Genomic DNA, 16419 nt, shown 5'->3' on the forward strand with positions numbered 1-16419 from the left:
GCGCATATTTATGGCACATGGTCATAAATCTGATGAGAAAGTAGTTTATGTCGGCGATTCACGTGTGAAAAAAGGCAGCGGTTGGGTTACGCCGCCGGATTACACCGCTTATCCCGGCAAATCAGAAGCGTTCATTCCTAACTTCTTGTTGAAGGAATGGATGGTTGGTGTAGTTGTACTGGTCGGTTTCCTTGTGCTGACCATCTCGGAGCCGGCTCCGCTCGGTTATCCGGCGGATCCGGGAGCTTCAGTAATCCCGATGCCGGACTGGTACTTCCTGTTCCTGTATGAATACCTGAAGCTTCCATACGCTTCCGGTGATTATGTAGTACTGGGTACGATTGGTGTTTCGGGTGTTGCCTTCGGCGCATTGCTCCTTGTTCCTTTCCTTGATACGGGGAAAGAGCGGCGGTTCTACAAGCGGCCTATTACTTCGGCCCTTATGATTCTGTCGTTATTTGCAGTCATCTATCTGACGAACGCAGCCTGGACGCACTATGTGCATGAGCTGGAAGCTACTGGACAGAAGCCTGAGCATATTCAGCGTGAAGAAGAAGCTCACGAGAAACGTGCAGCCGGTCTTCCGACCTCAAATGCGAAGCAGCCAGAAGACAGCATTGTAGCGATCGTTGATAAGGATAATCCCGCGATGGAAACCTTTAAGACAGCTACCTGTATCTCTTGTCATGCTGCAGATTTGAAAGGGGCATCCGGTCCGTCGCTTCGCGGTGTCGGGGATACCCACACAAAAGAAGAGATCATGGCTATTATTGAAAATGGCCAAGGCGGCATGCCGGCTATGAAAGACATAGCTCTTGGTGCTGGAGTAACCGAAGAACAACTCGATCAGCTGGCTGATTGGCTTGCAAGCCAAAAGGCAGAAGCAGCTGCAGAGTAAGATGCACAGACGAACCTGACCGCATGGCGGTCAGGTTTTTTTAAATGTTAAATGTAGATGAAATGTATGTGGGGATTAGGTATAATCGGCATTAGTCGTAAAATGAACAATACAAGGAACAGGACAGGGGGACGGAGCTTGTCGATTTCGTATTTTTGGAGCCGGGAATTTCTAAGCAAGCGATCGATTCTCTGGTTGCTGCTCATATGCAACATCCTTGGAACGATTTATGGATACATATGGTATGGGGGTCAAATGGTCGATACCGTGGATCATGGCTTGCTATGGCAGGTCATATTCGTACCGGATAGCCCGACGGCCAGTTTATTCTTCAGTTTAGCGCTTCTGCTGCTCCTTTACCCGCCTCGGGGGCTTGGGGGCTCCTTGTTTCAGCAATTCATTGAGGCGCTGGCGGTCGTTACTTCAGTAAAGTATGGGATATGGGCTGTTGCTATCATATTTGCCGGACAAGCCCAAGGGGATGTGCTGGCATGGCAGGATTGGATGCTCGTTGCTTCACATACGGCGATGGCGGTGGAAGCGTTATTGTTCGTACGATTGTTTCATTATCGCTGGACAGCGCTCACCGGGGCCATTGCATGGACACTGTTGAATGACACCGTAGATTATACGTACGGCGTATTTCCTTGGCTGCCGGGTCAATTATATGATGACCTTTCAGCAGTCGAGTTGTTCACCTATCTTTTGACTCTCTTCAGCGGTTTTGCCGGCTGGATCTTCATGAAATACGGGAATTCCAAACACCGTTAGCCGTGTAGGCAACGCGGTTCTATGAGCATCCCTTCTGCCATACATATACGGTAGGAGGGATGTCCCATGTTTCGAACCTTTCCGAAGCTCCTGCTGTGCCTGTCTGCACTGCTTATGCTGGTTACCGTCAGCATGGGTGATTCTGTATGGGCTACCCCGGCAAATGAACAGTATGAGACTTCGCCCGCCGCATCCATACAGGCCAAGGCGCTGAACAAGGAAGTAGAGCAGCTATACCGTCATGTGGAGGAAGGCAATGTACAAGCCGTGCTGGAGGATATTCGCCGGGTATCCGGGTTGTTTGAGGCTTCGTCATTTCAGGGGTTGACCGGTGTAGAAGGTATTCATGTCTTGGCGGAGAGTATTTTGGAGATGAAAGAAGCCACGGCACGGGCTACGCAGGAGCCGCAGCACTGGATGGTGTCCGCAGGTAAACTCCGTATGGCAACCGATAGCCTGATCCATGTCAAAGATGCGTTATGGCTGCAATATTACAAGGTCATACGTGAAGACCTGAGGGTCATGGGGGAATATGCTGCTCAGCAGGATCAGGCTGGTATGAGACGAGCGTATGCCAGCCTCAGTGAACATTATGAACTCATCCGTCCTTCCGTTGTCATACAGCGAAAGCCTGAGGATGTCAACATGATGGAGTCCTGGATATCCTATGCAGGGGGTCTGGTGTCATCGGGGGACACGGCACAGGTGCAAAAAGTGGTTTCGCAGGGCGAGGAAATGATCAACACGTTGTTTGGCAAGAAAAAGGATGAACCTGCCCTAGCTCCGCTGGGAGAGGTCAAGGAGCCATGGACCTGGCAGCTGGTCATCGGCGCTTTCATTTTGGCGGCATTAACGTTTGCGGGATACCGCAAATACCGTGGTCAGCAGTATAGCTCAAAACCGATGTTCCCTCGCAAAATGTAGGCGGGAATCCATAGCAGTTCCGATTGTGGCCCGGTGCGAACCGGGCTATTCCTCTTTAAATCCTTCGCCATGCACATCATTGACATCATTAATGATAATAAATGCCCGAGGGTCTAACGATTTGGCGATTCCCGTTAAGCGGCGAATTTCCTGCCGGGATACGACGCAGTATACCATATGCTTGGCTTGCTTGGAGTAGGCGCCGATGGCGGGGATTAGCGTAACCCCACGATCCATCTCGGTTGATATGCGATGGGCAAGTTCGGGCGCCTGATCGCTGATGATGGTGAAGGCTTTGGCGGCATAAGCGCCTTCCTGAATGAAATCGATGACCTTGGAAGCGATGAATACGGCGACGAGGGTATACAATATCCGCTCGAGCGGGATAAAGAATAAGGATAGCCCGATGATCAAGATATCCAGGGATAGAATAATTTGGCCCATGCTGAAGCCGAATTTCCGGTTAATGATTCTGGCAATAATGTCTGAACCGCCCGTCGTACCGCCAAACCGGAACACAATGCCAAGCCCAGCCCCCAATGTGACACCTGCGTAGAGCGCAGCAAGAATATAATCCTGTTCGGTGTGAAACGGCACAACATAACCGCGGTCGATCAACGCTTCAAACAGCCACAGAAACAGGGTTAATGAGGCAATGCCGAGACCTGTGTAAACAGACTGGCGTTTACCGAGAATTTTCATGCCGACCAAGAATAACGGGATATTGAGCGCCATGGTTGAGATGGACGGCGATATGTTAAAGGCATAGTTAAGCAGTACGGTAATGCCGGTGACGCCCCCCTCCATGAGCTCATTCGGAATGATGAAATACATAAGGCCGAATGCGTAAATGGCGGAGCCGGCGATGATCGGAATGATCGTTTGAAGCTGATGGAGCAATTTGGACGTTTTCATAAGACCCCTCGCATTCCCGATGGTGGATATTACCCTTATGTCTGGGTTGCTCGTACACCTACCTAGTATGTGCCGATCATGTCCCAGCCATAAAAAATTATTTGTTTTCAAATCCGCTTTACGATAACATAGGTTTAAAACCAATCGCTCGTTATGAGAGAATGCTGCTTGCAGCTTGGATTTACAAGTTGAGGCAGACTGTGCAGTGAAGGGAGTTATAGAGTCTTGGGAAAATCAATGGCTGAAATGCAGCAGGAAGTCGATCAATACATATCACAATTCAAGGAAGGTTATTTCAGTCCTTTATCCATGATGGCCCGGATGTCCGAAGAGGTGGGCGAGCTCGCCAGAGAGGTTAATCATCAGTTCGGAGAAAAACCGAAGAAAGCGGATGAAGCAGACAATTCCATCGAAATGGAACTTGGAGATATATTGTTTATTACGATTTGTTTTGCCAATTCCCTTGGCATCGATCTCGCGGAAGCGCACGCGAAAGTCATGCATAAATTTGCGACGCGTGATGCCGATCGTTGGACGAAAATAAACACCGATTAGGCTGTTGCTACATATGCTGTACCAAACCCGCTGTGGGGAGGGACAGCCCGTGAAACCTGAAAGTTATATACAAAAAGCATATCGATGCATACTTCAGAATGATTTCGAAGAGGCGTTACGTTGGTTTGAGCAAGCGATCATTGCGAATCCGGGAGATGCGGAAGTGCATTACCGATGCTCCATTACCTACGGCAGAAGCAACAAACTGGAGATGGCGATTACACACGCGGAAGAAGCCGTCAGGCTGCAGCCGGACAAACCGGAATATGCGCTTCACTTACAGCATATCAAGGCGGCGGAGCTGGTGCAGCGTGCCAGAAAAATGGTCGAGAATCGCAAGGATGTAACCAAGTCTGAGCTCTATCAGGCCGTGTCTCATCTGAAATCAGCCGTAGCGATGGACCCTTTATACGCCCAGGCCTACGTATGGCTTGCTCTGGTCTACAGCGAACTTGATGAGCATGCGCGCGCCATTTCCACGCTAAAAGAGGTCATTTCATTGTACCCGCAGGAGAGTGGGCTTCAGCATATTATGGAGGAACTCAAACAGCGTTTGAAATCATATATGCAGGATACAGCATCGGATTGAAAGTGAGGACATGTAGAATGGCAAACAAATGGACAGTTGCGGTCGTCGGTGCCGGCGGCCGTATGGGTAAAGAAGTAGTGAAGCTTGTTTTGGGCGATGATGAACTGGAACTGGTTGCCGCTGTAGGCCGATCGGATGCGGGTGCTGATGCAGGGACGCTTGTGGGTCTTCCTGCCTGTGGCATTACGGTGACCTCCGATCTGGAGATGGCGCTGGTTGAATCGAAACCGGATGTCATGGTTGATTTTACAGCACCGCAGTTTGCCTATATCAACACGGCTCTGGCCATTAAGCACGGCGTGCGTCCGATCATGGGCACAACCGGCTTCACGCCAGAGCAAATCGAAGAGTTGGACAAGCTGTGTGTGGAGCAGAATATCGGCGGTTTGATCGCACCGAACTTCTCCATCGGAGCGATCCTGATGATGAAGTTTGCTGCTGCGGCTGCCAAATATTTGCCTCATGTTGAAATCATTGAAACTCATGGTGACCAGAAGCTTGATGCGCCTTCCGGAACATCGATCAAAACAGCAGAAATGATTGCCGCAAACCGCGAGGAGATCCGGCAGGGCAATCCGAAGGAAGAAGAGGTCATCGAGGGCGCCAGAGGCGGGTATTATAACGGCTTCCGGATTCACAGTGTTCGTCTGCCGGGTGTATTTGCACAGCAGGAAGTTATATTTGGCGGTTACGGGCAGAGCTTGAAGATTCGACATGATTCCTATGAGCGTGCAGCTTACATGCCAGGCGTGAAGATGGCTATAGAGAAGGTAATGGGATACACCGGCTTGGTCTATGGATTTGATCATTTTATCGACTAACATAGGGGAGAAATTACTATGAATATTGCATTTATCGCTCATGACCGTAAAAAAGAGGAAATGGTCAATTTTGTTATCGCGTATGAAAGTGTATTCGAAGATCATAATCTTTACTCAACGGGAACGACGGGAACCCGTATTATGGAGCAAACCAAGCTTAGCATTCACCGTTTTGCTTCAGGGCCGCTTGGCGGCGACCAGCAGATTGGCGCACTCGTTGCGGACAATGAGATGGATCTGATCATTTTTTTGCGGGATCCTTTGATGGCACAGCCTCATGAACCGGACATTAACGCACTGCTTCGTTTGTGTGACGTGCAGGGAATTCCGCTTGCTACCAATGTGGCAACGGCCGAGATTCTTGTTAAAGCGCTGGACCGTGGCGATTTTGCATGGCGGGAACTCGTTCATAAATACAAACCGGGTGTGGATAGCTAATGAACAGCCAACTGGATATTTTAATCTTCGGAGCACACGCAGACGATGCCGAGATCGGGATGGCAGGAACGATTGCGAAGCATACGGCAGCGGGACTATCTGTCGGGATCTGTGATCTGACGCAGGCCGAGATGTCGTCCAACGGCACGGTCGACCTTCGCAAGAAGGAGGCAGACCAAGCTGCCCGGATTCTGGATCTCAAGGTCCGTACGAATCTGGGACTGCCGGACCGCGGCTTATTTGTGACGCCGGAGAACATTGAAGCGGTCACAGCCGAGATTCGCAAGTTTGCTCCCTCGATTGTGTTTGCTCCTTACTGGGAGGATCGCCATCCGGACCATGTGGCTTGCAGCCGATTGGTTGAGGAAGCGGTATTTAATGCCAAGCTTCGTCGTTACATGCCCGAGCAGCCGCCGGTTAAGGTGGACGAGCTTTATTTTTATTTCATTAATGATATCGGAAGAACGGACCTGGTCGTTGACGTTACGGATCATTACGCCGTTAAGGAGCAGGCCCTGTCTTGTTACCGTTCCCAGTTCCAAAAGGCTGAAGAAGATGCAGTCTCTACCCCGCTGACCGAGGGGTACATAGAGCGTGTGCGGGCCAGGGATTCACTGCTTGGAGCGCGCAGGCTTATTCCTTATGCAGAAGGTTTCGCTTGTAAAAGTCCGTATGTTGTTCATCTATTCGGCTCCAAGCAGGCATAATATATAGAGGCGTACGTAAAGGAGGCCTGACATGAATCAACAACCATTAAAAATCGGCATTACCTGTTACCCTTCATTGGGCGGGTCGGGCGTGGTGGCGACAGAGCTGGGGAAACTCCTAGCCGAGCAAGGCCACCAGGTTCATTTTATTGCTCACAGCATTCCGTTCCGGTTAGGAACTTTCCATAAAAATATTTTTTATCATGAAGTTGAAGTAAACGACTACTATGTGTTCCGATACCCGCCATATGATTTGTCGCTAGCGACAAAGATGGCTCAGGTAGCCAAAATGCAGCAGCTTGATGTGCTTCATGTGCACTATGCGGTGCCACATGCCGTGTGTGCCTTCTTGGCAAAGCAGATGGTCGGAGATCAACTGAAGGTCGTCACGACGCTGCATGGAACCGACATCACGGTTCTGGCGCAGGATGAATCGCTGAAGGACCTGATTCGGCTCGCCATTAACGAAAGTGATGCCGTTACGGCTGTCTCTCAGGATCTCATTCGAGAAACGCGGGAGCTGCTGGATATAAGCCGGGATATTGACCTTACCTACAATTTTGTGGATCCCCGGGTGTATTATCCGCGGGATTCGAAATCGCTGCGTAAAGATTATGCAGATGAGAATGAAAAGATTTTGATGCATATTTCCAACTTCCGTCCGGTTAAACGGGTAGCAGACGTGCTGGAAATATTCGCCCAGGTCCAGGAACAGGTACCGGCGAAGCTGCTCCTTGTCGGGGAAGGGCCGGAGCTTCCGAAAATCCAATGCCGGATCAATGAGCTGGGACTCGGCAGCAAGGTGCATTTTCTAGGCAAACAAGATGAAATTGCGCACGTGATATCGATGGCCGATGTGCTGCTGCTTCCTTCCGAGAAAGAAAGCTTTGGCCTGGTCGCTCTGGAAGCGATGGCCTGCGGAGTGCCTACCGTCGGCTCCACGGCAGGCGGGATTCCCGAGTTGATTACACATGGCGAAACCGGCTATTTGGCTCCAATCGGAGACACCTATTCAATGGCCCAGCATGTGCTTGAAATATTAAAGGATGAAGCGCTTAGTGAGCGGCTTCGCAAGGCTTGTCTCCATCGTTCCAAAACGATGTTCTGCAATGAATTGATACGGGGCAAGTACGAAGAAATATATTACCGAGTATTGGGACGGGAGGTTAGCGAGCTGAAGCCGGTCTGCGGCTAAGCTCGACCCTCTCGTTGTTTTTCGGATAAAGGAACGGGAAACTATGGCAGATATGTTTAATTCAATACGATGGCGCAACGCGGATCCTGATATGGCTGAGCGGAGTGCGGACGTGGTCCGGACTCTGCTTCGGCATGGACATGAAGCGTATTGGGTCGGAGGCTGTGTCCGTGATGAATACATGGGACGCAGGGTCAGTGATATGGATATAACTACCTCCGCCTTGCCCGAGGTCACCTGTTCCATCTTTCCCAAGGTTATTCCTACAGGAATCAAGCATGGGACCGTGACGGTGCTGATGGAAGGCCAGTCTTTCGAAGTGACGACCTATCGCGTGGAGAGCGGTTATGAGGATCACCGTCATCCAACGGAGGTTGCTTTCGTCGAAGAAGTAACGGAGGATTTGCGACGACGTGATTTTACGATGAACGCAATGGCCCGAGGGATTGATGGCTCCTGGGTGGATCCGTTTGGCGGACGGGCGGATATTGACAGGCAGGTGATCCGCTGCGTGGGCGATGCACGCCTCCGTTTCCGCGAAGACGCCCTGCGTATGGTTCGCTGCATCCGTTTCGCTTCCGTATTCGGGTTCTCCATCGCTGTGCATACTTGGAGAGGGATTCTCTCGGAGAGAGACACCTTAAGCTGGATTGCGATGGAGCGCATTCGCAGTGAATTTGAAAAGATTCTAACAGGTCCGGCCCCCTTGCGCGGACTGGAGCTGTTTGTCCGCAGCGGCTTGTACGCCCGAATGAAGGCGCCCTTTCCATATACCGGACATGACATGAAAGCGATAGAAGCCATGAATGGGATCAAGCCGGAGCAACCTACGATCCGCTGGGCGCTGCTGCTGCTTGCCTGCGGCATTTCAGCCCAGGAAGCAGAGGAGCTGCTACGATCGTGGACGTTCTCCAATAAGCAGCGGGAAGCCATCGTTAAGCTGTTAGCGCTTCATGAGTCCTATCGGCAAAAGCAGGAAGTGGAAGCTGCCGAGAGTCACAGGCACCTATGGATTAAGCTGGTCCTCGTCCACGGAGCCGAGGCAGCTCAAGGCTGGTTGCAGCTGCAGAAGGCCTTGAACCAAACGGGAGCAGCCTCAGCTTCATTAAGCGTAATTGAACAGCTTGACGGTTGGCTCCGGGAACTCCGAATTCGGAGTTTGAAAGATTTGGCCATCACCGGAAACGAACTGCTTGAAACGCTGGACAAGCGTGGAGGCCCATGGCTCGGAGAACTTCTCGGGCAATTGCTGGAGAAAGCGGCGGCAGGTTTAATTAACAACGATAAGGAATCGTTGATTGAAGAAGCAAAGCGGGTGGTAATTCAGAATGAAGGATTATGATCAAGACAATACGCTTCTGAAAATGTTCCAGGAGCATTCCGGGCAATTTTTGTCCGGAGAAGAGATCAGTCGTAAATTGTCCATCAGCCGGACAGCCGTATGGAAGCAGATCAATAAGCTCCGTCAATGGGGATATGATTTTGAGGCCGTTCCGCGGCTTGGCTACCGCATGATCGATGAACCGGACAAACTGAGCGTGGAGCAACTGACAGCGGGGATGACCAGTCAGACCTTCGGTAAACCGCTGAAGCTCCTTGACAAAACGTCATCTACTCAGGAAGATGCCCGTCAATTGGCGGAAGAAGGGGCAACCGAAGGCACGCTTGTGATTTCGGAAGAGCAGACAGGCGGTCGCGGGAGGATGGGAAGAAAATTCCATTCTCCAAGAGGCAAAGGCATATGGATGAGCCTGGTGCTCAGACCGAAGCAGCCGCTGCATTTAACCCAGCAGCTGACCTTATTGACAGGCGTAGCGGTATGCCGTGCGATTGCGAAGTGCGCCGGTGTGCAGACCGATATTAAGTGGCCAAACGACATTCTGTTTCAGGGCAAAAAGGTTTGCGGCATTCTGCTGGAGTCTGCAACAGAAGACGAAAGGGTGCGCTACTGCATAGCCGGAATCGGAATCAGTGCCAATCTGAAGGAATCGGATTTTCCGGAGGAGCTGCGCGGCGTTGCGACTTCGATTCGCATGGCTGGCGGAGCAACCGTCAACCGGACAGGGCTGATTCAGTCCATTATGGCGGAGATGGAGGTTTTATATGAATTGTACAACGAGCAGGGCTTCGAGCCTATTGCCTCTCTCTGGGAAGCATTATCCGGCACGGTGGGCAGGGAAGTTCAAGTGCAGACGGCCCGTGACCGTTTTAGCGGGATTGCCACAGGACTTAACCGGGACGGCGCGCTGCTGGTTCGCAATCATGATGACGAGCTAATCCCCGTATATTCCGGTGAAATTCTTTTTGATACCAGGTAAATGAAACATGGTGAAATCGTGGCTCAAATTTGTTATACTATGACCAAGAGGCGGTATCGCCATGAGCGAATTGCACTCTTCAGCAAGTGGCAATGAACATTTTTTTAGAACACCTTCATAACTGTTATGCCGGTTACGTTGGATTCTGCTCTGAGCCGAAAGGACCGAGACAGAAGGGACGATCGCGAGTGACTCTTTTTTGCCTTTCGGACTTTTTAGCAAGTATGTGCTAAAAGGTTTTTTTTATTGTGTCTAACTTATTTACACAAAGGAGGCTGTGTCACAATGGCAGGCAAACAACCACTGAACATCGTAAAGATGAAGAACATGAAGAAGAAGGGTGTACCGATCACCATGCTGACCGCGTATGATTATCCTTCCGCCAAACTGGCGGAGGAAGCGGATATTGATATGATATTGGTAGGCGATTCCCTCGGTAATGTCGTGCTTGGCTATAACTCCACCATTCCGGTTACGCTTGACGACATGGTATACCATACCCGTGCAGTCGCTCGTGGGGCGGAAGAAACGTTCATCGTAGCGGATATGCCGTTTATGACCTACCACGGAGATATTGATGAAAGTCTCCGCGGGGTGCGGAGATTGATGCAGGAAGGCCATGCGCATGCCGTCAAAATGGAAGGCGGAGAAGAAATCGCCGGCACCGTGAAACGGATTGTACAGTCCGGCGTACCGGTGCTGGGCCATATCGGGCTGACGCCTCAGTCGGTGAATCAGATTGGCGGCTACCGCATACAGGGCAAGGATGCCCAAGACGCGCAGCGGCTCATGAATGATGCGAAGGCACTTGAAGCGGCTGGAGCATTCGCCATTGTATTGGAGCTGGTTACGGAAGAGGCGGCAGCAGAAATATCCAAAGCGCTGAGCATACCGACGATTGGCATCGGAGCGGGCCGCTACTGTGACGGTCAGGTGCTGGTATTCCATGATATATTGAAGTACGCGTCCCCTTATCGGGACAAACGTTTCGTGAAAACCTACGCCGATGTCGGTTCCATCATCCGTGAAGGCATCACGCAGTACGTGAAGGAAGTGAAGGACCGCTCATTCCCAGCCGAGGAGCATGTTTTTAAGGCCGAGAATCATGCAGCTTCCGAAACGGCAAGCACATTATATGGGAGTCAAAAGGAGAAGGTGGGCACGACATCATGAAAGTGATTCGCACCATTGCGGAATTAAGATCAGAACTTAAGGACCGCCGAGAATCCGGCAGTGGTCCGGTAGGACTTGTGCCTACGATGGGTTATTTGCATGAAGGGCACGCCAGCCTGATGCGCAAGGCGCGGGAAATGGCAGGTACGGTGGTCGCCAGTATCTTTGTCAATCCGATTCAATTCGGACCGGGTGAGGATTATGAGACCTACCCTCGGGATGAGGCACGCGATCTGGCGTTGGCGGAATCCGAAGGGGTGAATGTGGTTTTTATTCCCACGGTTCAGGAAATGTATCCCCAGCCGACCAAAACGAAGATTGCCGTATCGGAAATTACGTCATTATTGTGCGGGGCCTCCCGTCCCGGGCATTTTGACGGTGTTACCACGGTTGTTAATAAATTGTTTAATATCGTAAAACCTGACTATGCTTTCTTCGGAATGAAGGATGCCCAGCAGGTGGCCGTGATTGAGCAAATGGTGCAGGACTTGAACATGGACGTGACCATCGTGCCTTGTCCGATCATTCGCGAAGCTGACGGCCTCGCTTTAAGCTCGCGCAACGTGTATTTGAAGCCGGAAGAGCGGGAACAGGCACTTGTGCTGTCGGGCTCATTACGGACGGCTCAGGAGGCAATCCGGCAGGGACAAGCGACGACGGCAGGAGAGATCCGTGCGTTTCTTCGGGATTATATATCCCGGTCCCCGCTCGCAGACATTGATTATGCAGAATTGCTCACTTTCCCGGAACTTGTTCCTGTGGAAAATTCATATCGCATTGCGGATGAAGGCAGAACCGTCATTATGGCGCTGGCCGTACGATTTGGCCGTACCCGCCTCATTGACAATGCGTTACTTCAACCAAAAGTAGGGGGATCCCATGTTTAGAACAATGATGAAATCCAAAATCCACCGCGCAACGGTGACGGAAGCCAATCTGAACTATGTGGGCAGCATTACCATTGATGAGGATCTGATGGAGGCTGCAGATCTTCTGGAGAATGAAAAAGTTCAAATCGTGAACAATAACAATGGCGCCCGTTTGGAAACGTACGTGATCAAAGGCGAACGCGGCAGCGGCGTGATTTGCCTGAACGGGGCAGCTGCAAGGCTTGTACAGCCTGGCGACAACGTCATCATCATTTCTTACGCCATGATGTCCAAAGAGGAATACGACAATCACACCCCAACGGTCGTGATCGTTGACGAATTAAATAAGCCGGTAAACACGGAATACCGTGAGGTTCACGCCGCGGTTCTCTAAAGGACTCCTAAGAACCAAAATGTGTCGGGACCTTAAAGGGATGAAAAGACCGTCTTCTACAGAAAATGAGTGCAGGTCGACGCACTGATCTCATTTTTCCGCTAAGGGTGGGATGCAGCTATGTTTCAACATGTATTCGCTGAAATGAACAACATGTTAGATGAAATTGTGAAGCATTACCCTTCTGCTCAAGGTCCCCAAAAACAGGCGCTGGTACAAAACTGGAACATGCTTAAAAGCATGAGCGAGGGCATTATCGAGGAATGGCTCCATTTTGAAGAGAAGATGGCCATCTTCCGCGAGAGTGCCGCCTCGCCTCCTGTTTTTCCACCGACCGAAGCGCCTGAATTGCAGCTTGATGCATTTATTCGCGGTCAAGGTTATTACAAGTTGTTGATGTTCCAGCCGGCCATACAGCAGTTTGAGGCGGCCGCCACCGTATTTCCGGATAGCCTTCTGATCAAGCTGTATATTGCGATGTCCCATCTTTATTTGGGGCAAACCATACCGGCATCCGATGTATTGGTGTCCATCCTGCCCCTGGCAGACAACAAAAAGATGCGGGCGATGATTTACAATGCGCTTGGATGCATCGAGGTGTTGAATGGACAGCAAGGGAAGGCCGAGGAGCATTTCGCACTGGCGATTCACAGCGACCCGACGCTTCCTGACCCCATTATCAATTTGGAGGTCTGCAAGCAGAATCGAGGGGAACTCCAGTACGGCAGCCAATTGATCTCTTTGCTGTAAAAATCAAGCCAAAACAAGAAGCGATGTCAGAGCTCATCCTTGAGACTTTGGTATCGCTTTTTGCCGTATGGAGCTAACGGAGGAGAGCGGGGATTTTTTACCCGGAATGTTCAAAACCCGCAACTTCTGGTATGCTGTTAATTAGTCTGGAGGAAAGGGATTTTATCGAAATGAAATTTGCCGTATTGGATTTTGAAACCACGGGCAACCAGTCAGCAGATGAGATCATTCAGGTTGGACTGGCCATCATCGAAGAGGATCGAAGCATCTCCCGCGTATACGGCACCTATGTCAATCCCGGGATTCCGATCCCTCCTTTTATTACCGGTTTGACCGGCATTTCCGACAGTGATGTAGCGGATGCTCCGTCATTGGAAGAAATGATGATGGAACTCGTGCCCATGCTCGACGATGTTGTATTGGTTGGGCACAATGTCGCTTTTGATTTTAACTTTTTGCAAAATGCACTCGATCGCTGCGGCTATTTACCGTTCAGCGGCCGAATTCTAGATACGATGCACTTCTTAAAAATATGTTTTCCCTCGCTTCCTTCTTATCAGCTTGGGATGGTGTCCTCTCATTTCGGCCTGGAGCATGACCGTCCGCATCAGGCGGACAGCGATGCACTTGCCACAGCCTATGCGCTGCTGAAATGCCTGGAGGAGATCGATGAGCTTCCTCTGCTTACCGTGCAGCGGTTAAGCGACCTGTTTGCCGACGAGGACAGCGACTTGGCCTGGTTCTTTGACGGCATCCGTGCCGACAGGGAGCTCCAGGCAGTACAAGCCGGAGACACCCATACGTACTATCGTCAATTTGCCCTGGCCGTTGACGATTGGAACGATATAACGCCTGCCAGGGATGAGACGGAGCCTAATCCCTTGGCTGATGTAAGCTTTGAGCAATACATGAATGATGTCCGTGAACGTCTAAAGGAAACGCTGCCTCATTACGAGAGCAGGGATGCCCAGGACATGATGTTTCAGGAAGTGATGCAGGCACTCGATAACAATAAACATTTATTGATCGAAGCCGGCACGGGAACAGGCAAATCCCTCGGGTATTTGCTGCCGTCGATTTATCAAAGCGTGAAGCAGGAACAGAAGGTTATGGTGAGCACGCATACGATCAACCTTCAAGAACAGCTGCGTGACCGGGATATTCCCCTGCTCACCCAGGTTGTTCCTTTTCCTTTTAAAGCGGCTATTTTCAAGGGAAGAGGCCATTATTTGTGTTTGAGAAAATTTGAACATAAAATAAATAGAAGAGATTTTCATTCCCCGAAGGAAGATGTGATCACCGCAGCGCAAATGCTGGTTTGGTTGACCCAGACGGAGAACGGGGATGATGAGGAGCTGAACCTTGGCGGCCGTGGAGGGGATTTCTGGGAAACCATCTCCAGCGATTCGGATTCCTGCCTGGGCCGTGCCTGCCCATGGTTCCGCAAATGCTATTATCACAGGGCCAAACATGAGGCGGGCATCGCGGATGTTGTCATTACGAACCATTCGAAGCTGTTCACCGACGTGAAAGCGAATCACCAGCTGCTTCCGAGTTATGAGCGTCTCGTCATCGATGAAGCGCATCATCTGGAGGACGTTGCGGGCAAGCACCTAGGCTTGCAGATGAAATATTTTTCGGTTGTCCATACGTTGACCCGTATGTACAAAGACAGCCGAAGCGGTCAGCTTCCGGCTCTTCGCCAGCTGCTGCAAGCGTCGTCCCATGAGAAGGCTGTCGAGTGGTCTTCCATCATCGACCGGATTTATCCGGATCTGATCACCGTCAAAGAGAATTGGGACCGGCTCAGCGACCAATTGTTCGGACTGCTTCCGGAGCGCGGAGACGCGACTCCGGGGGATGCCGGTCAATTCTCGCTTCGCTTATCGCCGCTGAAGAAGCCGAAGGATTGGAATTCGCTGGCCGAGCTGGAGCATCAAATTCATCTGACGCTGGGCGATGTCGTTCGCAAGGGTGACAAGCTGATTGCCGAAATGAAGGAAGATTTGGACGACTACAGCGCGGACAGTCTGTTAACAGACCTATCGGGTCTATTTAAGGACCTGGCGGCACACCGCGAGGACCTGAGGACCTTCATGTCCCTGAACGATGAGGGCACGGTATACTGGATGGAGGCGAACGGCAACTTCCGCGGCAAATCGCTGCAGCTTTATGCGGTGCCTGTCGACGTCAGCACCCACTTAAAGGAATTGTTTTTTGACAAAAAACAAAGCGTGATCCTGACATCGGCGACCTTGTCGGTGGACAAATCGTTTCAGTTCATGATCGAGAACTTGGGTCTTCAGGAAGCGGCAGATAACGGCAACCTGAACACGGTCCTGCTGCCGTCCCCGTTTAATTACAGGGAGCAGGCTCTCCTTGTTGTGCCGCGCGATTTTCCGAGCGTGAAGGGCTCGGTCGGGGATGCACTCTTTGTGAATACACTTGTGCAATCATTAGCTGATACGGCCATCGCAACGCATGGTCGCATGCTTGTCCTGTTCACCTCGTACCGCATGCTGCGTCAGGTGCATGAGCCCTTGAAGGAGGCGCTGGGATCCAGCGATATTACGGTACTGGGACAAGGGATGGACGGAACCAGCCGTACCAAGTTAATCCGGAGATTCCAGGATAGCAGCGCTTCGGTTCTGCTGGGCACCAGCTCCTTCTGGGAAGGAGTAGATATACCCGGTGAGGCGCTCACCTGCCTTGCCATCGTCCGGCTGCCGTTCCAGCCGCCGAATCACCCTCTGGTCGAAGCCAAGAGCGAGCTTCTGCAGCAGCAGAAGAAGAACCCGTTCATGAAGCTTTCGGTTCCGCAAGCGGTCATTCGCTTCAAACAGGGATTTGGCCGACTGGTACGGACCGCGCAGGATAAGGGGATTGTCATCGTTTACGATACTCGGGTCATTGAATCCTATTACGGGAAGTATTTCTTATATTCCTTGCCTGGACCGAAGATGGAGCACATGCCGACAGAGGGGATCGTTCCCCGAATTTCGAAATGGCTGCAGGAAGAGGCAGGCATAGGGAACCAAGCTGAATAAAGTGAAACCATGAACGAGCACAAACAAATGTAGATATTAACCTATTATTAGGGGG

17 protein-coding genes are annotated in these 16419 nt (G+C 51.1%); 16 read left to right on the plus strand and 1 reads right to left on the minus strand.

Features of this window, described 5'->3' with window-relative positions:
* Window positions 1-10 precede the first annotated feature (10 nt).
* The 3 genes from MKX98_RS11845 to MKX98_RS11855 all read left to right on the plus strand — a co-directional run bounded on the left by MKX98_RS11845 (window position 11) and on the right by MKX98_RS11855 (window position 2593).
* Window positions 11-898 (plus strand): menaquinol-cytochrome c reductase cytochrome b/c subunit, encoded by an 888-nt coding sequence (locus tag MKX98_RS11845; RefSeq protein ID WP_194541951.1) that lies wholly within the window; start codon window positions 11-13, stop codon window positions 896-898.
* A 138-nt stretch (window positions 899-1036) separates the two neighbouring features.
* Complete coding sequence (locus tag MKX98_RS11850; protein WP_194541952.1) at window positions 1037-1669, plus strand: DUF1405 domain-containing protein; 633 nt, start codon at window positions 1037-1039, stop codon at window positions 1667-1669.
* A 66-nt stretch (window positions 1670-1735) separates the two neighbouring features.
* On the plus strand, window positions 1736-2593 hold the full coding sequence (locus MKX98_RS11855) for a sporulation protein YpjB (protein ID WP_339223094.1): 858 nt from the start codon (window positions 1736-1738) through the stop codon (window positions 2591-2593).
* Between the two features lie 45 nt (window positions 2594-2638).
* On the opposite strand, the gene MKX98_RS11860 is transcribed toward MKX98_RS11855, so the two are convergent.
* Entirely contained in the window at window positions 2639-3508 is an 870-nt protein-coding gene (locus MKX98_RS11860) for a YitT family protein (protein WP_071218388.1), read from the minus strand.
* Between the two features lie 225 nt (window positions 3509-3733).
* Here MKX98_RS11860 and MKX98_RS11865 point away from each other — a divergent pair, with 225 nt between their 5' ends.
* From MKX98_RS11865 to dinG, 13 genes are all read left to right on the plus strand, one after another.
* Entirely contained in the window at window positions 3734-4063 is a 330-nt protein-coding gene (locus MKX98_RS11865; RefSeq protein ID WP_071218387.1) for a nucleotide pyrophosphohydrolase, read from the plus strand.
* Window positions 4064-4112: 49 nt separating this feature from the next.
* A complete protein-coding gene (locus MKX98_RS11870) occupies window positions 4113-4652 on the plus strand; it encodes a tetratricopeptide repeat protein (RefSeq protein ID WP_071218386.1) in 540 nt (179 codons plus the stop codon).
* Between the two features lie 17 nt (window positions 4653-4669).
* Window positions 4670-5473, plus strand: a complete 804-nt coding sequence (gene dapB / locus MKX98_RS11875; protein ID WP_194541954.1) for a 4-hydroxy-tetrahydrodipicolinate reductase — start codon at window positions 4670-4672, stop codon at window positions 5471-5473.
* A gap of 18 nt (window positions 5474-5491) precedes the next feature.
* Window positions 5492-5911 carry a methylglyoxal synthase gene (gene mgsA / locus MKX98_RS11880; protein ID WP_339223096.1) on the plus strand — a complete coding sequence of 140 codons (420 nt, stop codon included), beginning with the start codon at window positions 5492-5494 and terminating at the stop codon, window positions 5909-5911.
* The gene (bshB1, locus tag MKX98_RS11885) at window positions 5911-6618 is read left to right on the plus strand and encodes a bacillithiol biosynthesis deacetylase BshB1 (protein ID WP_194541955.1); all 708 of its coding nucleotides are present in this window, start codon (window positions 5911-5913) and stop codon (window positions 6616-6618) included. The genes mgsA and bshB1 overlap by 1 nt, the downstream gene beginning before the upstream one ends.
* A 31-nt stretch (window positions 6619-6649) precedes the next feature.
* Window positions 6650-7813 (plus strand): N-acetyl-alpha-D-glucosaminyl L-malate synthase BshA, encoded by a 1164-nt coding sequence (gene bshA / locus MKX98_RS11890; protein ID WP_194541956.1) that lies wholly within the window; start codon window positions 6650-6652, stop codon window positions 7811-7813.
* Between the two features lie 43 nt (window positions 7814-7856).
* On the plus strand, window positions 7857-9155 hold the full coding sequence (locus tag MKX98_RS11895; protein ID WP_339223098.1) for a CCA tRNA nucleotidyltransferase: 1299 nt from the start codon (window positions 7857-7859) through the stop codon (window positions 9153-9155).
* On the plus strand, window positions 9142-10131 hold the full coding sequence (locus tag MKX98_RS11900) for a biotin--[acetyl-CoA-carboxylase] ligase (RefSeq protein WP_194541958.1): 990 nt from the start codon (window positions 9142-9144) through the stop codon (window positions 10129-10131). Before MKX98_RS11895 ends, MKX98_RS11900 begins: the two co-directional genes overlap by 14 nt.
* A 285-nt stretch (window positions 10132-10416) precedes the next feature.
* Complete coding sequence (gene panB / locus MKX98_RS11905; protein ID WP_339223100.1) at window positions 10417-11304, plus strand: 3-methyl-2-oxobutanoate hydroxymethyltransferase; 888 nt, start codon at window positions 10417-10419, stop codon at window positions 11302-11304.
* Complete coding sequence (panC, locus tag MKX98_RS11910) at window positions 11301-12191, plus strand: pantoate--beta-alanine ligase (protein ID WP_194541960.1); 891 nt, start codon at window positions 11301-11303, stop codon at window positions 12189-12191. The genes panB and panC overlap by 4 nt, the downstream gene beginning before the upstream one ends.
* Entirely contained in the window at window positions 12184-12567 is a 384-nt protein-coding gene (panD, locus tag MKX98_RS11915) for an aspartate 1-decarboxylase (protein ID WP_071218377.1), read from the plus strand. Before panC ends, panD begins: the two co-directional genes overlap by 8 nt.
* Before the next feature lie 144 nt (window positions 12568-12711).
* Window positions 12712-13317 carry a hypothetical protein gene (locus MKX98_RS11920; protein ID WP_233354811.1) on the plus strand — a complete coding sequence of 202 codons (606 nt, stop codon included), beginning with the start codon at window positions 12712-12714 and terminating at the stop codon, window positions 13315-13317.
* 170 nt (window positions 13318-13487) lie between these two features.
* Window positions 13488-16364 (plus strand): ATP-dependent DNA helicase DinG, encoded by a 2877-nt coding sequence (gene dinG, locus MKX98_RS11925; RefSeq protein WP_220685827.1) that lies wholly within the window; start codon window positions 13488-13490, stop codon window positions 16362-16364.
* The last annotated feature ends 55 nt before the right edge of the window (window positions 16365-16419 follow it).

Source organism: Paenibacillus sp. FSL W7-1332 (assembly GCF_037969785.1).
In the GTDB taxonomy this organism is placed as follows: domain Bacteria; phylum Bacillota; class Bacilli; order Paenibacillales; family Paenibacillaceae; genus Paenibacillus_AQ.

Excerpts from the sequence above, each read along its gene's own strand:
- dapB (WP_194541954.1), top strand. The coding sequence starts at position 4,670 with ATGGCAAACAAATGGACAGTTGCGGTCGTCGGTGCCGGCGGCCGTATG.
- MKX98_RS11920 (WP_233354811.1), top strand. The coding sequence starts at position 12,712 with ATGAACAACATGTTAGATGAAATTGTGAAGCATTACCCTTCTGCTCAA.
- panC (WP_194541960.1), top strand. The coding sequence starts at position 11,301 with ATGAAAGTGATTCGCACCATTGCGGAATTAAGATCAGAACTTAAGGAC.
- MKX98_RS11895 (WP_339223098.1), top strand. The coding sequence starts at position 7,857 with ATGGCAGATATGTTTAATTCAATACGATGGCGCAACGCGGATCCTGAT.
- bshB1 (WP_194541955.1), top strand. The coding sequence starts at position 5,911 with ATGAACAGCCAACTGGATATTTTAATCTTCGGAGCACACGCAGACGAT.
- bshA (WP_194541956.1), top strand. The coding sequence starts at position 6,650 with ATGAATCAACAACCATTAAAAATCGGCATTACCTGTTACCCTTCATTG.
- MKX98_RS11860 (WP_071218388.1), bottom strand. The coding sequence starts at position 3,508 with ATGAAAACGTCCAAATTGCTCCATCAGCTTCAAACGATCATTCCGATC.
- dinG (WP_220685827.1), top strand. The coding sequence starts at position 13,488 with ATGAAATTTGCCGTATTGGATTTTGAAACCACGGGCAACCAGTCAGCA.
- MKX98_RS11855 (WP_339223094.1), top strand. The coding sequence starts at position 1,736 with ATGTTTCGAACCTTTCCGAAGCTCCTGCTGTGCCTGTCTGCACTGCTT.
- panB (WP_339223100.1), top strand. The coding sequence starts at position 10,417 with ATGGCAGGCAAACAACCACTGAACATCGTAAAGATGAAGAACATGAAG.
- MKX98_RS11845 (WP_194541951.1), top strand. The coding sequence starts at position 11 with ATGGCACATGGTCATAAATCTGATGAGAAAGTAGTTTATGTCGGCGAT.
- MKX98_RS11900 (WP_194541958.1), top strand. The coding sequence starts at position 9,142 with ATGAAGGATTATGATCAAGACAATACGCTTCTGAAAATGTTCCAGGAG.
- mgsA (WP_339223096.1), top strand. The coding sequence starts at position 5,492 with ATGAATATTGCATTTATCGCTCATGACCGTAAAAAAGAGGAAATGGTC.
- panD (WP_071218377.1), top strand. The coding sequence starts at position 12,184 with ATGTTTAGAACAATGATGAAATCCAAAATCCACCGCGCAACGGTGACG.